Annotated in this window: 15 protein-coding genes and 1 pseudogene; 2 read left to right on the top strand and 14 right to left on the bottom strand. The window is 50.0% G+C overall.

The annotated features are described in order from the left end of the window. Window positions 1-133: 133 nt before the first annotated feature. From DS743_RS03150 to DS743_RS03090, 13 genes and pseudogenes are all read right to left on the bottom strand, one after another. On the bottom strand, window positions 134-1,585 hold the full coding sequence (locus DS743_RS03150; protein WP_013439892.1) for an APC family permease: 1,452 nt from the start codon (window positions 1,583-1,585) through the stop codon (window positions 134-136). Between the two features lie 26 nt (window positions 1,586-1,611). After that, entirely contained in the window at window positions 1,612-1,983 is a 372-nt protein-coding gene (locus tag DS743_RS03145; RefSeq protein WP_025895849.1) for a hypothetical protein, read from the bottom strand. 100 nt (window positions 1,984-2,083) lie between these two features. After that, on the bottom strand, window positions 2,084-3,304 hold the full coding sequence (locus tag DS743_RS03140) for an MFS transporter (RefSeq protein ID WP_035184702.1): 1,221 nt from the start codon (window positions 3,302-3,304) through the stop codon (window positions 2,084-2,086). A gap of 61 nt (window positions 3,305-3,365) precedes the next feature. After that, window positions 3,366-3,488 carry a hypothetical protein gene (locus DS743_RS03135; RefSeq protein WP_003614170.1) on the bottom strand — a complete coding sequence of 41 codons (123 nt, stop codon included), beginning with the start codon at window positions 3,486-3,488 and terminating at the stop codon, window positions 3,366-3,368. Between the two features lie 66 nt (window positions 3,489-3,554). After that, window positions 3,555-4,892: a type I glutamate--ammonia ligase gene (gene glnA / locus DS743_RS03130; RefSeq protein ID WP_035184703.1), complete on the bottom strand. Its 1,338-nt coding sequence runs from the start codon at window positions 4,890-4,892 to the stop codon at window positions 3,555-3,557. Window positions 4,893-5,029: 137 nt separating this feature from the next. Further along, a pseudogene (locus DS743_RS03125) lies at window positions 5,030-6,287 on the bottom strand (methionine gamma-lyase family protein). Window positions 6,288-6,292: 5 nt separating this feature from the next. Next, window positions 6,293-7,210, bottom strand: a complete 918-nt coding sequence (gene miaA / locus DS743_RS03120; protein WP_141372540.1) for a tRNA (adenosine(37)-N6)-dimethylallyltransferase MiaA — start codon at window positions 7,208-7,210, stop codon at window positions 6,293-6,295. 80 nt (window positions 7,211-7,290) lie between these two features. Further along, window positions 7,291-7,692, bottom strand: a complete 402-nt coding sequence (locus tag DS743_RS03115) for a rhodanese-like domain-containing protein (RefSeq protein WP_003614167.1) — start codon at window positions 7,690-7,692, stop codon at window positions 7,291-7,293. A 62-nt stretch (window positions 7,693-7,754) separates the two neighbouring features. Next, complete coding sequence (locus tag DS743_RS03110) at window positions 7,755-7,982, bottom strand: YqgQ family protein (RefSeq protein ID WP_003614169.1); 228 nt, start codon at window positions 7,980-7,982, stop codon at window positions 7,755-7,757. After that, window positions 7,982-8,653 (bottom strand): rhomboid family intramembrane serine protease, encoded by a 672-nt coding sequence (locus tag DS743_RS03105; RefSeq protein ID WP_035184705.1) that lies wholly within the window; start codon window positions 8,651-8,653, stop codon window positions 7,982-7,984. Before DS743_RS03105 ends, DS743_RS03110 begins: the two co-directional genes overlap by 1 nt. Further along, window positions 8,646-9,218, bottom strand: a complete 573-nt coding sequence (locus DS743_RS03100) for a 5-formyltetrahydrofolate cyclo-ligase (protein WP_003620149.1) — start codon at window positions 9,216-9,218, stop codon at window positions 8,646-8,648. The genes DS743_RS03105 and DS743_RS03100 overlap by 8 nt, the downstream gene beginning before the upstream one ends. Before the next feature lie 53 nt (window positions 9,219-9,271). Further along, the gene (gene rpmG / locus DS743_RS03095; RefSeq protein ID WP_002879260.1) at window positions 9,272-9,421 is read right to left on the bottom strand and encodes a 50S ribosomal protein L33; all 150 of its coding nucleotides are present in this window, start codon (window positions 9,419-9,421) and stop codon (window positions 9,272-9,274) included. Between the two features lie 86 nt (window positions 9,422-9,507). Beyond that, window positions 9,508-11,622 carry a peptidoglycan D,D-transpeptidase FtsI family protein gene (locus DS743_RS03090; RefSeq protein ID WP_072544166.1) on the bottom strand — a complete coding sequence of 705 codons (2,115 nt, stop codon included), beginning with the start codon at window positions 11,620-11,622 and terminating at the stop codon, window positions 9,508-9,510. Window positions 11,623-11,707: 85 nt separating this feature from the next. On the opposite strand from DS743_RS03090, the gene DS743_RS03085 reads away from it, so the two are divergent. Continuing rightward, window positions 11,708-14,290 carry a YfhO family protein gene (locus tag DS743_RS03085; protein WP_035184707.1) on the top strand — a complete coding sequence of 861 codons (2,583 nt, stop codon included), beginning with the start codon at window positions 11,708-11,710 and terminating at the stop codon, window positions 14,288-14,290. Window positions 14,291-14,554: 264 nt separating this feature from the next. Next, window positions 14,555-15,778: an IS110 family RNA-guided transposase gene (locus tag DS743_RS03080; RefSeq protein WP_258945807.1), complete on the top strand. Its 1,224-nt coding sequence runs from the start codon at window positions 14,555-14,557 to the stop codon at window positions 15,776-15,778. Window positions 15,779-15,999: 221 nt separating this feature from the next. Here the strand turns inward: DS743_RS03080 and greA are convergent, their stop codons facing one another. Further along, window positions 16,000-16,488: a transcription elongation factor GreA gene (gene greA, locus DS743_RS03075; RefSeq protein ID WP_003614897.1), complete on the bottom strand. Its 489-nt coding sequence runs from the start codon at window positions 16,486-16,488 to the stop codon at window positions 16,000-16,002.

The raw sequence follows: 16,488 nt of genomic DNA, 5'->3' as shown, positions 1-16,488 counted from the left end.
TGAATATCGGAATCATGTTTTAACAACCTTAACGGCTTAATATTAATTTGTCCCAATTTTGGGGGTCACATCAAAAAGAAGCAAATTGCTTCTCTTTTTCTTTTGGTCAATTATTTTAACTGAATCTATTTTTTTACCCTTCTTCACCGTCGCGCTTTCTCTGCCACTTGGCAATGAGCGGCAAAATTACGCCGAGAGCAATCATGAAGAGAGGTTCAACGATGTTAAGAATCAGCATGTGGGTCCACTTGGCCGTCCCGAATTTAGCATCGATTGGGACAATCCCGAAGGTAGCCCCGGTCAGGGTCACGATCAAGCACCACCAGCCGACAAAGATGGCAAACTTCCGGTTCTTAATGTAGACGTAAGCTGACGGATAATCTTCTTCATGCATCCGCACCTTGATGAAGGCCCAGAAAAGCAGGCCGGTCACGTAAGGTGATACGATCCCGTTCAAGTTCAAAAGCTGGTTGAAGATGTCGTTGACCGTTGGCAAAGTTGAGCTCAAGAAGAGCAAAACTGAGCAAATGAAGGTGGTCAGCCAGTAGCCGTTGATTGGCAGGCCGTTCTTGTCCACCTTGGTCAATTGCTTTGGCAGGTACTGCTTGGCCGTGTCAGACAGGAAGATCCGGGCCCCGCCGTCAACCAATACCGCCAGCTGGGCCAGCATGTAGAGGGCTTGAGTGATGATGAAGGCATACAAGAAGAAGTTGCCCATCCCAAACTTGTCCCCCATGGCCTGGAAGGCGTAGTAGGACCCGTTCATCTTGAGGTCATCCGGCAGCTTGTGGGCATTAAAGAAGACACCTAAACTGAAGGAACCAAAGATAGTCAAGAAGCCCGTCATCGCGGCCAGCATGTACATAGCCTTCGGGAAGTCCCGGGGACCATTTTTCATTTCATTGACATAAGGGGCGACGAATTCACTGCCGTTCATGGCAAAAATCAAGAGCCCCAGGGACATCATGAACTTCATGTCAAAAGTCGGCAGGAAGTTCTTGAAGTGGAAGGGCTGGGTCGCTACCGATCGCCCCTCGCCCAGGTAGGCAAAGGTCATAATGACAAAAAGAATGGTCATTACAAACATGGCTCCGCCCCCGATAATGGACAGCCATTGCAAGGAGTTGGCAAATTTGTGCTGGAAGAAAATGAAGGCCACGAAGATCAAAGCCGTGAACAAGGCAAAGACCCAGTTGGACATTTCATTATCATCCAGTGCCCGCCCCTTAAAGAGCCAGGCAAAGGAAATGACGGTTGAGTTGGCCACGTCAACCAGGTAAGGCAGAGAAACCACCCAGTAGCACCAGGCAGTAATGTAGCCCATCTTGTCGCCAGAGGTATGCCGGATCCAGGAGGACAAACCGCCCCCTTCTTTGGCAAAAACGCTGCCCAGGTGACCGACCATCATTTCATAAGGAATGACGAACAAGACCAAGAGCAAAACCCAGTCGCTGACCACAGCCAGACCCTGGTTTTGAAAATTGTAGATGATGTCATCGAAACCAATCACGGTCACGAAGTCCATCAGAGCGATCACCGGCCAGGAAATATATTTCCGCTTGCCGGTTTCATCTAAAGAATCCATACTTTTATATTCTTCCTCCTTACTTCTTAAGCAATAAAAGAAATCATGATTTCCAGCTGCATCAAGGCATTGATAGCGCCAGGCAAACTTTCTTCACTGATTGTCTGCTCAATCACGGCATGGTCTTCATCAAAGTCAAAACCAGCGGCCATAATCATCCCGGCCGCGTACTCGTTCAAATCCTCGTTTTCTTCCAATGGGTTGTACTTGAACATGAGGTAGCCGTCATCAGTTACCGTGTACTGGTCCCCGTTTTTTTCGACCAGGACAAAAGGCTTGCGGCCGTAAGCATCAACCAGTTCGTTTTCCACCTGGAAAACCGTGTCTGACCAAGGCTTAAAAACTGTCTGTCCCGCCAGCCAATTGATGTAGTCTGCCTTCAATTTCTCGATTTCCATTATTGTTTTATTCCTTCCAAAAAATTTACGCTTTCATTCATTATAGCTAATTGGGAGGCAAAAGAAAAACCATCCTGGCGGCTGGCTTATTTTTTTGATTTTAGTGATTATCAATTGCCCCGTTCAGGCGCTTGCGCCAAATCAGGTAAACGATCAAGGCCAAAGGTACCACGATCAGCTGAACCAGGTAGAACCAGCGGCCCGGCAGAGCCTTGGCCACAACCCCGGCCAGCATCGGCCCAAAGGCCATGGCGATGTCCAGACCCAGGTAAAAGGTGGAGCTGCCCAGGCCCTGTTCATTGGCCGGTGACAAAAGCAGGGCCGTTGACTGCAGGACGGAGTAGATCAAGCCATAGCCGACCGCCATCCCGGCCGCCCCCAGGGCCATCATCCAGTTGCTGCTCATGTAGGCCAAAAGGACCAGGTAAATGGCCGTAGCCACCAGGCTCAGCCAGAACCAGACCCCGAAGCGGACCGTGTCAAAGTAGTTCTTGAGGAAGGTCCGGATCAAGAGCAAGACGATGGCGTAGATGAAGAAGTAGCTCCCTACCGCCACTGGCATGTGCATCTTGGCCACGTAAGTCACGATGTCGGCCTGGGTGACGAAGTATGGAATCCCGAAACAGGTCGTCAAAAGTGCTACTGGCAAAGCGTTGACGGAGATCATCTTGAACTGCTTCTTTTCTTTTTGCCGGGGACTAGGAACAGCCCGGTTGCCGACGAACTGGATGATGATGATCATGATCAAAGTTGCCGCGGCTGGCAGCATCATAGTTTTCCGGTAGCCAATCACCTTATAAAGGTTGATGGAAATAGCCGGGGCAATGGACATGGCCAAAGCATTCATCAGCCCGTACAAACCCATGGCCGACCCGACGTGCTGGCGGGGAACCAGGAAGGCGATCCAGGTGGTCATGCAGACCGTGCAAAGGACAAAACCAGTCCCGTTGATGATTCTAAACAAGAGCAAGAGCTCCCCGTTAGGCGAAACAATATAGCCCACGATCCCGATAAGGATCAGCACCCCGCCGATAAAAGACAGCTGGTACTTGGAGAACTTGTCAGTCAAGTTGCCGGCGATTGGCCGGAGAAACATGGCCGCGAAGCTCATAATCCCCACGATCACCCCGGCTAAAACGCTGCTAGCCCCCAGGCTTTCAGCATAGCCGTTGATCAATGGGTTATTGAACATGGTCCCGAACAAAAACAGGAAGGAGGCGGTCATGACCAAGATGACGTCTTTGGAATAAATCGACTTGCCCTTTTCCTTCTCCATCCGCCCCGCTTTAGCCGGGGAAACACTTGCGCTCTTGCTGCTCACTCTAAAACCTTCTTTAGTCTCAATCAATAATAATGATTTTTGCTTAAAAACAAATTAGATTTTACCATATTTTTCCCCTCTGCGCTAAGGCTGGCAAAAATCTCTTTGCCTTTTTTCGATTATCCAGCAGTAAAGCGCTAGCAAGCGCCAGCTTGATTAAGATAATTACGTCTGATTTCTTCATAAGAAAAAAGCCTGCCCAAAAGGCAGACTTTCTGATTAGTCAATGATAAATATCGTATTCTGAACTTTAGTAGTTGAAGTAGCGCTTTACTTCCCATTCTGAAACTGATTGGGTGTACAGAGCCCATTCAGTTTCCTTCAATTCCAGGAAGCTGTCAATGATGTGTTCGCTGAAGGCAGACTTGACGACTTCGTCTTCCTTGAAGGCCTTGATAGCATTGTGCAGGGTTGATGGCAATGGCTTGATGCCCAGTTCCTTGCGTTCGTCATCAGTCATTTCAAACAGGTTGGAAGTTACAGGTGCCATTGGCAGCTTGCCTTCCTTGATCCCGGTCAAGCCAGCCTTCAAGCAGGCTGACAAAAGCAAGTATGGGTTAGCAGTTGGGTCAGTTGACCGCATTTCCAAACGAGTGCCGACTTCGTTGGCGTTAGGAATCCGGACCATTGGTGACCGGTTCCGGCTAGCCCATGAGATGTAAACTGGGGCTTCAAAGCCTGGGATCAGCCGCTTGTAGGAGTTGACCGTTGGGTTAGCCACGCAGGTAATAGCGCGGGCGTGTTCCAAAATCCCGTTCAAGAAGGTCAAGGCAGTAGTTGACAGGTGGTATTGGCCATCCTTGTCGTAGAAGGCGTTCTTGCCGTCCTTGAGGAGGGACATGTTGGTGTGCATCCCGTTGCCGGCCAAACCTTCAACTGGCTTAGCCATGAAGCTTGCGTGCAGGTGGTACTTGCGGGCGATAGTCTTGACAACCATCTTGAAGGTTTGCAACTTGTCAGCAGTTGCTAAGGCATTGTCGAAGCGGAAGTCGATTTCCTGCTGGCCATCGCCGACTTCGTGGTGGGCAGCTTCTACGCGGAAGCCCAGCTTTTCCAAAGTTTCCACGATTTCCCGGCGGCACTTGGCGCCTTCGTCTTCAGAAGCCATGTCGAAGTATGAGCTGTGGTCGGAAACCTTGGTGGTTTCTTCCCCGTTCTTGCCTTCCTTGAAGAGGAAGAATTCAGCTTCAAAGCCGATTTCAAAGTCGGAGAAGCCCATTTCTTCCATTTCCGCAATAACCTTCTTCAAGTTGTTGCGTGGGTCACCTTCAAATGGAGTGCCGTCTACGTTGTGAACTGAGCAAACCAGGCGACCGATCGTGCCTTCTTCAACAGTCGTCCATGGCAGAACTAACCAAGTTGCCAGGTCTGGGTACAGAACCATGTCACTTTCTTCCAGACGAACGAAGCCGTCGATTGATGAACCGTCAAAACGGGTTTGGTTGCCCAAGACGTCGTCCAATTGGCTGACAGGAACTTCCAAGTTCTTCAGCGTACCGTTAATGTCAGTGAAGGCCAAACGCAAAAAGCGAACGTTCTTCTCTTCTACATCTTTGCGGATTTCTTCTTCAGTAATTACCTTGCTCATGTTCTCACCTTTAAAAATCAAGAATAAATTTACGATCAACTACTCAATTGGCTCTATGCTAATCGATGCTTTAAAGATACCACTCTAACTGCGTGAGGTCAAATTGGTCTAAAGACCTTTTTAATAAAAAAGGACTTTTAGCCATTTTCCTTAAAAAACAAATGATTTACGGCATTTGTAACTGCTATTCTATCGTGAGCATAAGTTAGACCACCTTGCATGTAGAGGGCGTAAGGCGGCCGGATCGGGCCATCTGCTGAGAATTCCATGGTTGAACCAGAGACGAAATTGCCGGCGGCCATGATAACCTTATCTTCGTAACCTGGCATATCGCTTGGAATTGGCTCAACGAAGGAGTCAATTGGCGAATTTTTCTGCACTTCTTTAGTAAAATTGATCATCTTTTCCGGATCATTGAAGATGATCGTCTGAATGAGGTCGGTTCGCGGTTCATGCCATTTTGGCGTGACTTCACAGCCCATTTTTTCCAAAAGAGCTGCTGAGAAGATCATCCCCTTGATGGCTTCACCGGTTGTGTGCGGAGCCAGGAAGAAGCCTTCATAAAACTCGTGCATGTTGGTCAAGGTGGCCCCTTCTTCCTTGCCGATCCCCGGAGCCGTCAAGCGGATAGCCGCGTTTTCGACCAGTTCCCCTTTGCCGACGATGTAGCCGCCAGTCTGGGCGATCCCGCCGCCGGCGTTCTTGATCAAGGAGCCGGCCATAAAGTCGACCCCGTATTCAGTCGGCTCATGCTTTTCAGAAAATTCCCCATAGCAGTTGTCGACGAAAACCAAGCTTTCTGGGCTGACCTTTTTAATAAAAGCAGTCATTTCCTTGATCTGGTCAACCGTGTAGCTCTGCCGGGTGTCATAGCCCCTAGACCGCTGGATGACCACGATATGGGGCTGGTCGCGCTTGAGAACCTTTTCCGCTTCTTCGTAGTCAACCCCGCCTTCTTCGTTTAAAGGCACGTAGGAGAAGTTGATCCCCTTCTGGATCAATGTCCCCCGCTTCTTCGGGGCCAGGCCGATCACCTGCTGCATGGTGTCATAAGGCATCCCGGTCAGATAGGTCAAAGTTTCACCTGGCAAAAGGTTGCCGTCTAACGCCACGGCCAGGGTGTGGGTACCGGAGACGAACTGGGGCCGGACCAGGGCGTCTTCAGTCTGGAAAACCTGGGCATAGATGGCTTCCAGCTTTTCTCGGCCGATGTCATTGTCCCCGTAGCCGTTGGTCCCCTTGAGGTCAGCTTCCGCCACCTGGTGGTCGACAAAGGCCTTGAGGACCTTTCCCTGGTTATAGACCACCTGGTCGTCAATCTCCCGCAGGCGGGGGGGCAATTTTCTGGTCAACTTCAGCCAGGATTGCCTTTAATTCTTCTGGTAATTTTCTCATTTTTCTTACTTCATCCATTCTTCTATTCTGACAGCAATCCGGTTAGCACAGTTGGGATCCGTCAAGGGATCATACCACTCAACCGGCAATTTATTCCTAAAGTAAGTCAGCTGCCGCTTGGCATACCGCCTTGAGGCCGTCTTAAGGGCCGTCACGCAGGTTTCCAAGCTGGCCTCTCCTGCAAAATAAGGGAAAAATTCCTTATAGCCGATAGCCTGCAGGACCTGGTGCTCACCTGCCCGGTGCTCGTAGACAAAGCGTGCCTCTTCTAACAGCCCGGCCTCCATCATCAAGTCCACTCTCTGGTTGATCCGCTGGTAGATGGCCTCCCGGTCACTGTTTAAGCCGATGATCAAGTAGTCATAGCGGGGCTTAATTTCTGCCTGCTGCTTGGAAAAAAGCCCGCCCGTCCGGCTGATCACGCTGAGGGCCCTAAGGCTTCTTCGGCTGTTGGCCACCGGGATCTTCTTAGTAGCTTCCGGGTCTTTCTTGTTTAATTCCTCCCACAAGGCCTGGGGGCCGTTAGCTGCTAAAAAGTCTTCCCATTCCGGATCCACGCTGGCTGCTTCTTCTTCCTTGTCCCCCAGCTGCATGTCATTTAAAAGGGCATTGACGTAAAAGCCAGTTCCGCCTGCGATAATCGCCAGCTTGCCCTTGCCCGCGATCTCTCCGATGGCGGACCGGGCCTCATCAACGAAATTTTTTACGGAAAAATCCTCAAAGACCGAGTGGGCATCTACCAGGTAGTGCTTGACTTCTGCCTGCTCTTCCCGGCTGGCCTTGGCCGTGCCAATGGCTACTTCTTTGTAGATCTGCATGGAGTCCCCGGAGACGATCTCCCCGTCCAGTTTCTTGGCGATCTCGATAGCCAGGCTGGTCTTGCCCACGGCGGTCGGCCCGACTATGGCCACTACTTTCTGCATAAAATCCTCCTGCAATTTTCTCTTCTATCATCATAAACCAAAAAAGCCTGCTTGAGAAATTTTCTCAGCAAGCTTTCAGCTTAGTTCTTGGCTGCCTTCTTGCGGCCGTCCCATTGGGAGAAGCCGTCCTTGAGGTAAAAGACCTTGGCAAAATTGTGCTTGCGCAGGATGCTGGCACAGCGCATGGTCATGGTCAAAGAGTCCGAGTAGAGGTAGACCGGCAGGTCTGGCCGCAGTTCGGTGTATTGGTACTTGAACATGGTATATGGGATGTTTCTTGCCCCATCAATATGTTCATGCTTGAACTCATTGGCTTCGCGGACGTCGATGATCTGCGCCTTCCGCATCCCGGCCTTGAATTCTTCGTTGGTCAGCTCCCCGCCCAGGCGCTTGGCCTGGATCCGGTTGTAGGCCCAGAAGCCCAGGAAGCCCAGCAGGATGACGCCCAAGATGACGTCAAGAACGATTAAAAAATTGGTCATGTAAAAAAGCTCCTTCTTGCAAGTCTTATCTCATAATAACGCTAAATTCAGCCTGGGGCTAGCTAGTCCAGCCTTTTTTCCCGCTCAAGCCGTTCTTCGTATTCGTGCTCATGCTTTAAGACCAGTTTCGCGTTTAAATAGATTTTTTTCTCCAAGAGGCCTGCCTTATACAAATTGTCTAATTCAATCGCCATTAATTCGATGTCCCACTTCCGCTTGCCCAAGTGGACCAGGATGCCGTATTTTTTCAAAAGCTGCTGGACATCGTAAAGATTTTTCAAAACAGTCATTATACCGTCACTACCATTCCTAAACGCAAAATCAAAACCACATAGACAATCAAGCCAGCCGCGGCCAATAGCCGGCCGCCCTTGCCGTAGCCTTTATAGGTCGCGTCACCCAGGATTACCGCCAGCAAGGCCCCGGTGATCAAACCGCCCAAGTGGCCCAGAATATCCACGTCAGGCATGAAGACGTCCAGGACCAGGTTGATGACCGCTAAGGCCAAAGCCTGCCGGCCCAGGAAGGACAAAAGGGTATTGTCTTTATCCTTAAAGCCGGCGCAGATCATGGCCCCAAAGAGGCCAAAGAGGGCAGTTGAGGCCCCGGCACTGATGGCCTGATCATTGCCAAAAGCCAAGGTTAAAAGACTGCCGCCCACTCCTGACAGCAGGTAGATCAGCAAAAAGCGCCAGTGGCCAAAAACCGGCTCAGCGTACTGGCCGATATAGTAGATCATAATCGCGTTGGAAGCGATGTGCATGATCCCGATATGGAGGAACTGGGCGGTAAACAGGCGCCACCACTGTCCTTCCATAACCACGGCCGGGTTGAACATAGCCCCCATTTTCAGCAAAACAGAAGTGCTCTCAGAACCGCCCATAAAGGTTTCCACCAGAAAAACGGCAAAGAGGACCACAACCAGCGCGGTTGTCATATAATTACGCCGCAGATTATTCATCACCGGCCTCCTTTACAATAATCAAATCATCCATGGCCTGGTCATGGTCTTCCATTGGCCAGACCGGAGTCTTAAAGTACATGGCTGAGTTGACCAGGGCCAGGGTCTGGACGGAATTTTGGGCCAAAAAGCGGTCGTAGTAGCCCCCGCCAAAACCAATCCGGCTCTTGCCCGCCGGACTGAAGGCCAGGCCGGGAACAAAAAGCAGGTCCAAGGCGTTATCAGCTTCTTTTTCTTCCGCCAGCTCCCAGACCCCGAACTTGGTCTGCATTAAGGGAGCGCCTTCGTCCCATTTTAAAAAGTCCAGCTGCCAGCCGGGATGGCACTTAGCCAGATAGAGCTCCTTACCCTCTCCCCGCAGCTCTTTAATCAAGCCATTTATGTCCACTTCCAGCAGCATGGGTAGGGTCAGGCCAATTTTTTTCGCCTCCTGGACCAGGGGATGCTGCAGGGCCAGGGAAGTCAATTCCTGGTCTTGCCTTTTTTTAGCCGGAGTCTTGGCGAAATCCGCCAGCCGCTGCCTTTGCCAGGAGCGGAAAGTCTTCTTGTCCATCAAAGCAGTCACGCCCTCACTTCCTGCAAAATAAAAAAGCAGGCCTTTCGACCTGCTGTCTTTTATTACTTAGTCTCGCGGTGAAGAGTTACCTGTCTTTCAACTGGGCAATACTTCTTCAAGGTCAAACGTTCCGGATGCTTACGCTTGTTCTTCTTAGATAAGTAACTTCTGTCGCCACATTCGGTGCATTCTAAAATGATGTTGTCTGCCATTATTTTCACCACCTACAATTAATATCTGACTGTACAATCATAACATTTCCAAGGGCAAAGAGCAAGTTATCTTGCCAAATTAACTATTAATTTGTGCTTGAAAACTTTCCCTTGTACATATTGTAGTAAGTCGTCACCATCGACTTGGCCATGTTCTTGTTGTAGTTGCCTTCCTTATTCGGCTCGATGCCGACAAAAACAACCGCGAAAGCAATCTGCGGGTGGTTAGACGAAGCCCAGCCGACCATGGTTTCGTTAATCAGTTCCTTATCAGTCGACTTCTTGGTCTTAGTGTTGTAGTAGAATGTCTGGGCCGTACCGGTTTTAGCGGAGATCGACGGCTTGACATTCTTCAAGGCATGCGCTGTCCCCCAAGCGTTGGACCCGTGAACGACCTGGTAGAGCCCCTGCTTGATGACAGCCAGCTCATCCGCTGTCCAAGGGATCTTGAACTGGACAGTCGGCTTCTTGTTATAGTAAGTATAGAAGTGCTTGCCGTCGCTGCTGGTTCTGCCGATAGACTGGACAACGTATGGCTGCATCCGGTAGCCCCCGTTGGCAATCGTTGAAATATACTGAACCAGCTGGATTGGGGTATAAGCATCATAGTTCCCGTAGGATTCGTCGAGGACTGACCCGGACAGGATGATCCCGTTGGAGTCAGTTGATGCCCCTTGGATACCGGAGCTTTCACCTGGCAGGTCGATCCCGGTCTTTTGCCCCAAACCAAACATGGCAAAGTTGTTTCTCAAGGTCTCAAAGGCCGTATCCGGCATGTGAATGTACTGCTTGGCCACATAACTGGCCTTCACCCAGCGCAGGGTCAACTGCATCATGTAGATGTTGGAAGATACTTCCAGGGCGCTGGCCGCCGTCAAGGAGCTGAAAGTCCCGGTCGGGTAAACAGACTTCTTGACCGGAGTACCAGGCAGGTAGATGGCCGTATCCGGCAGGGTGTTGTTGGTTGGGGTGATGACCTTATTGATCAAGCCCCCGGCCACCTGGGCCCCCTTGACAACAGACCCCATAACGAAGGACTGGTTGATGTTGCCCAGGGCGTTGTCCGTGATCTTGCCCGTTGATGGGTCATGGCTGATCCCGGACATAGCCAGGATCGCCCCGGTATTCGGGTTCATGGCGATCGCGTAAGCCCCGCTGGACAGGCTGGCCGCCCCGGCCCTCAAGGCAGAGTTAAACTGCTGCTTGAGGGCCTTGGTTACGGCTGCTTGGTACTTGGCGTCAATCGTCAATTTCAGGCTGGCCCCGGACTGGCCCTTGTAAACCTGCTTGGTCTTGGTGATTTCGTTTCTGGAGTTGCTGGTGACCTTGTAGCTGGCTTTGGTCCCCTTCAAGAGGGCCTCGTATTCCTTTTCCAGGTAGGAAATCCCAACCCGGTCGTTTCTGGAATAGCCATTGACCAGGTAGTATTGCAGGTTGTCCCTCGGCAAACCAGTCTTGGTCGTGGAAACTGACCCGATGATACTCTTGATTGAAGACCCGTTCGGGTAGTAGCGGTTCCAGTCAGTCCCGATCCCAACCCCCGGCATGGAAGACAGGTGCTCGCCGACCTGGGCGATTTCCTTGTCGCTGAGGCCGCTACTCTTTAAGTTGATCGTCGACAAGGTTGTGGCCCCTGACATCATGTTATACAAGAGGGCGGCCGTCTTTTCCTGGCTGGTTAAAGACGGCTTAAGGGTGTTTTCGACGTAGGCCACTTCATTGTCGTTGATTTCTGAAGTCGACAGGCTGGACTTCTTCTGGGACTTGGGCAAGGCAGCCAGGACTTTCTTGGCCCGGCTGCTGTCAGCCAGGTAATAATCGGCAATTTGTCTTTTTGTCGGCTTTTCGTCGGTAATTTTTATATAATTACTAAGGGTATTAGCAACCTTGTACATCTCTTTGGAAGTCGTTGACAGGCTGCGCATGTAAGTAATCGCGTTCTCAGCCTTGTTGCCGACCAGGACCCGGCCCTGGGAGTCGTACATGACTCCCCGGGGGACAGACTTGGTCATGGTGTTTTCGTCGGTGGCGTTAACCTCCGCGGAAAAGCGCGAACCGTAGAAGAGCTGCAAGTATGCTAATTGGCCGATTAAGGCCGCGAACAAAATTAAGATGACCCCGACCAGAATCTTCATTCTGAGAGGGGTGTTTGCGGTTTGACTACTGTTGCCAGTTCCGCTATTCTTTCTAAAATAACTCATGATAAAACCATCCTCACTAACAAGTAATTTTAGCAAAAAGACCTGCGCAATTCTATCATTTAGAAGAGGAGTTAGCCAATTCTTAATGTACATGTCCAAAATAAAACGTTTTTTTCAAAAATTCGGCCTTAAGCAGCTTTATGCCTGCCTGGCCTTCGCCCTGCCGGCCTTGATTTTCGCCGGTTACTTCCTCAGCAAGAAGGGCAATATTCTGACCGTCGACCTGGGCCAGCAGTACGTTGACTTTCTGGCCTACTACCAGCAAAATCTCTTTAAGGACCCAAGCAAGTTGATTTACAGTTTTGCCAGCGGCCTGGGCGGCTCCATGCTGGGGACGGACAGCTACTACCTGCTCAGTCCCTTTAACCTGCTCCTGCTCTTTTTCCCGCAGAAGTTCCTGCCCCAGGGGATCCTTTTGGTCATCTCCTGCAAGATCGGAGCTATCGGCCTGTCCACCTACCTGGTCTGGGGAAAGAAGTACCAGCTGGCTAAGGAATACGTTCTGGCCGCCAGCTTGGCCTTTGCCCTCTGCGGCTTTGTGGTTGCCAACAATTTGAACTTGATGTGGCTGGACAGCCTGGTCCTTTTACCCTGGCTGCAGGAAGCTATTGACCGCCTTTTATCCGGGGAGAAAAATCACCTGGTCCTAATTACCTTCCTGCTCTGGCTGACCAACTTCTATACCGGCTACATGACCCTGCTCTTTGGCCTGCTCTATTTGCTAGTGGGCCTGGCCACGAACAGGGAGCCAAAGAAGCGTTTTTGGGCCTACTTCAAGGGCAGCTTCTTTGGCAGCTGCCTGGCCGGGGTCAACCTCTGGCCGACTTTTCTAGAACTTTTAGCTGGGAAAACTGATGCCGACATCAGCTGGAAGCTGAACTTCCAGTTTCCGCCCTACCAGCTAATCGCTAAATTTATCGACGGGGCCTACAGCTTCCATGAAATGTCGGACGGCCTGCCCAACATCTTCATCAGCTCCTGCTTTGCCCTCTTGGCCCTGCTCTTCATCTTTAATTCCCAGTTCAGCAAGCGAGAAAAACTGGCCCGGGGTCTGCTTTTGGCCTTCCTGGTCTTGTCTTTGTCCTTTACCCCCCTGGTTTTGATCTGGCACTTGGGCCAGTTCCCGGTCTGGTACCCGGCCCGGTTCAGCTTCCTGGTCTCCTTCTATGCCTTGAACCTGGCCCTGGAAAACATGGACAGGGAACCCGGCTTCAATCTCCAGCAGAAGATCCTGGCCGCCCTTTTGGGAGCCAGCGTCTCCATTTACCTGGCTATCAACCCGGACAAGCTGGAATTTATCCGGCAAGACGGACAAGTCGCGACCGGCCTCTTCCTTTTGGCCAGCCTGCTCTTCATTCTCTTTATTTACGGCCAGCACTATTTAGCCGGCCACTACGCCCTGCTTTTGGTCGTTTCGGAAGTCACGGTCAACTTGATTTTTTCCTTAAACGCGATTTCCTACCAGGAAAACAAGAACTATGCCAAGTTTGAAGCCAACGTCAACCAGGCGACCAGCTACCTGGCCAAGACCGACTCCAGCCTCTACCGGACGGAGAAGAGCTTCAGCCGGTCAGACGATGACCCCTTCACTGGCAACTATTACGGAATCACGACCTTTAACTCCATCAGCAATTCCAGCACTTCCAACCTGCTCAGCCGCTTAGGCTACGTCCACAACAGCAACTCTTACACCAACCAGGGCGGGACGCTTTTGACTGACGCCTTCCTGGGAGTCAAGTACTACCTGGAGCCGAATTATTCTTATGACGGCGTTTCAGCCGCCCAGCGGATGCCTTATGACAACTTGAACCACCGGGCTGATTTGAGCAGCTATTATCCAATAAAGCAGTTCAAGCAGATCAGCATTTTAAAAAACAAGCAGGCCCTGCCTTTGATTTTTGCCAGCCAGAGCGGGCAGAAAAAGGTCAAGTTCCTGGATAATGACCCGGTTCACAACCAGCAAAAGCTCTGGGAAAGCCTGGGCTTGTCCGGCCAGCTTTTCAAGAAGGTCAAAAGCGAGATCAAGCTGACCAACTTGAAAGTGAACCAGTCCAATCCCCTGGTCTTTAAAAAGGCCAACTCTGCCAAGCCGGCTTCCGTCACCTTCAGCTTGACGCCAAAGAGCAATGACTCCTACTATCTGCAGCTCCCGGACGGCTTTGACTTCAAGACCGCCAGCTTAAGCGTCAACGACATCTTCTACAACTACGAGAGCCGGGACGGGCAGATCCGCCTGGTCGACATCGCCAGCCAAAATAAAAAGTCCAAGATCAAGGTCACTTTTAACTTGACCAATTCGACCCTGGACTTAACTGACCTTATCTTCTGGCACTTTAACAATTCCGCCTTCAAGGCCGGGATCAAGCAGCTGAAAGCGCCGGAACTTAAGTTAAAGCAGACTGGCTTGCAAATTTCCAGCCAGACTTTTAAGAGCCAAAAGAAGCTCTGGATCACGACTATTCCATATTCCAAGAACTGGCTGGTCTATGACAACGGCAAACGGGTCAAGACCAGCAAATACGCTGCCAGCCTCCTGGCCTTCAACTTAAAGGGGGGCAAGCACCAGCTGACCCTGGTCTATTTGCCGGTCAGCCTGATTGCCGGCAGCTTGATCAGCTTGGCAACTTTGGCTGTCTACCTGCTTTTGAAAAAGAAACAGAGAATTTAAACAGTAAAACATACTAACCTAGTGTTGGATGATTACTCGACGGAGTAGTCGTTCAACACTTTTTCTTTTACTATGTAAAGTGGAGATGAAGCCAATGCCGTGAGCTCTTTGGACACACGATGTCGTAAGTAAAACGGGCAGCTTCACCATTCAATTGAGAATCTCGTCTAAGTATGTTGGCTGTTAAAGTCCTGTTGAGAAAATTAGATCTAATTGAATTGGGTGAAGGCAGCTCATCTCCGAGTAAAGCGGAGGTTTATTCTTATGGATTTATTGAAAACTGTTTTCGGTATTGATGTTAGCAGCTGGAAGTCTAACGTATGCATTATGGTCAATGGCCAAAAAGTTAATGACTATGCCATCTCTAACGATATGGTAGGCTTCAATCAGCTGCTAGATGACCTTAAACAGGTTACCAACCCGCAAATTATCTTTGAAGCAACTGGCGTCTACTCCAGAAGACTCCAAGCGTTCTTGGACATGCACGAATTGCGCTATGTCATGATGAACCCGCTGGAAGCCAAAAGAAAGACAAAGGATGACCTGCACCAGAACAAGACCGATAAGCTTGATGCCTTGTATCTTGCCAAGCTGCAGTCTGAGCACCCGCAACGGCTGGCCTACGTTCAAAGCAAAGAATATCAAGAATTGATGGCCAATAACCGTATCTATGAGCAGGCTTCGCACGATCTGATAACCAACAAGAATAGACTGCACAAAGCCATTCAGCTCACTTTCCCAGAGATTGAGCACTTAATGGTTAATCCGAGAGGGAAAAACTACTGGAGTATTGTCCTCAGATTCCCACACCCAGATATCGTACTAGAAACAAAAGAAGCCGATATCATCGACTTCTTAAAGGGCTTAACCGGTATTGGTAAAAAGCGCGCTAATGACATAACGCAAAGCCTTATTCGTTTGGCTAAAGTCGCATGCCCAGCTGTCAAAAAGAACAGTGCTCATATTCGTGGCCTCAAAATGGCAATTAACAACATTCTGAGCGCTGAAGAAGAGTGCCAGACTGCTTTACAGGAGATGGCAAAGCTGGCTCCTAAACGGGATCTGGAGATCCTCACAAGCATTCCAGGCATCGTCGAAAACACTGCTCTAAGAATCATTAGTGAGCTTGGGGATATCAGACGTTTTAACAACCCTAGCCAATTAAATGCCTTCGTTGGTGTTGATCCTCAAGTTTATGAATCTGACAACCTCACGGCCCACCTGTCAATTTCAAAGCGTGGGACAGCTATTGGCAGAAAGGTGCTGTACTTGGCCATAAACCAAATTCAGTCGGCTAAGAAAGCTGGAAACCCTTGTCATATTGCGGATTATTACGAGAAACGAAAACGGTCTTCTGAGACTGCAAGTCACAAGAAGGCCGCTATCGCATCGATCCATAAATTATTACGGACGATCTTCGCTTTAATTACGAATGATCAATTGTATAGCTATGACGTAGCCAAACATAACCAAAGACTTTTGTCATAAAAATTGATCCAATAGATATTATAACAGCCTCTTTTTTGAAATTACAGAAGGTGGCTGTATTTATCATGCCCTAAATCAGATATTTGACTTGATCCTTCAGGAGTCATTTCCCGATCGAGCTCTTATTTCAAAATAAAATTGCCTAAAATCGTTGATAACACTTGACTTAGAGTAGAAAATAGAGCGCAAAAAAAGGTGCTGTCCGGGTAGACAGCGCCTTTTTAGTCGGTCGTCTTAACGTCGTTGATTACGACATCGTAGCTGACGTTGGCTGAGTCAACGTTGATCTTGACCGTTTCACCCTTCTTGTGGCCAAGCAGGGCCTTGCCGATCGGAGATTCGTTGGAAATCTTGCCGTGGAATGGGTCAGACTGGCTGCTCCCCACGATTTCGTAAGTTTCCGGTTCGTCTTCGCCGACTTCAGTAACCGTAACGGTCTTGCCGATACTTACTTCGTCGGGGTCAACGGCATCAGTGTCGACAATGACAGCATACTTCAATTGTTCGCTGACGGCATCGATCCTTTCTTCCAGCCGCATTTGCTCATCTTTAGCGGCGTCGTATTCTGAGTTTTCAGACAAGTCCCCGTATGAACGGGCAATCTTCAAACGTTCAACGATTTGCGGCCGCTTGACAAACTTCAGGTTCTGCAGTTCTTCTTCCAGCTGCTTCTTGCCTTCGGCAGTCATTTCATAGATTTTTTCAGGCAT

The sequence above is a fragment of the Lactobacillus leichmannii genome (assembly GCF_024701915.1).
Taxonomy (GTDB): Bacteria; Bacillota; Bacilli; order Lactobacillales; family Lactobacillaceae; genus Lactobacillus; species Lactobacillus delbrueckii.
Note: the sequence above shows the minus strand (reverse complement) of the source record. Positions and strands in the feature narration are given on the sequence as shown.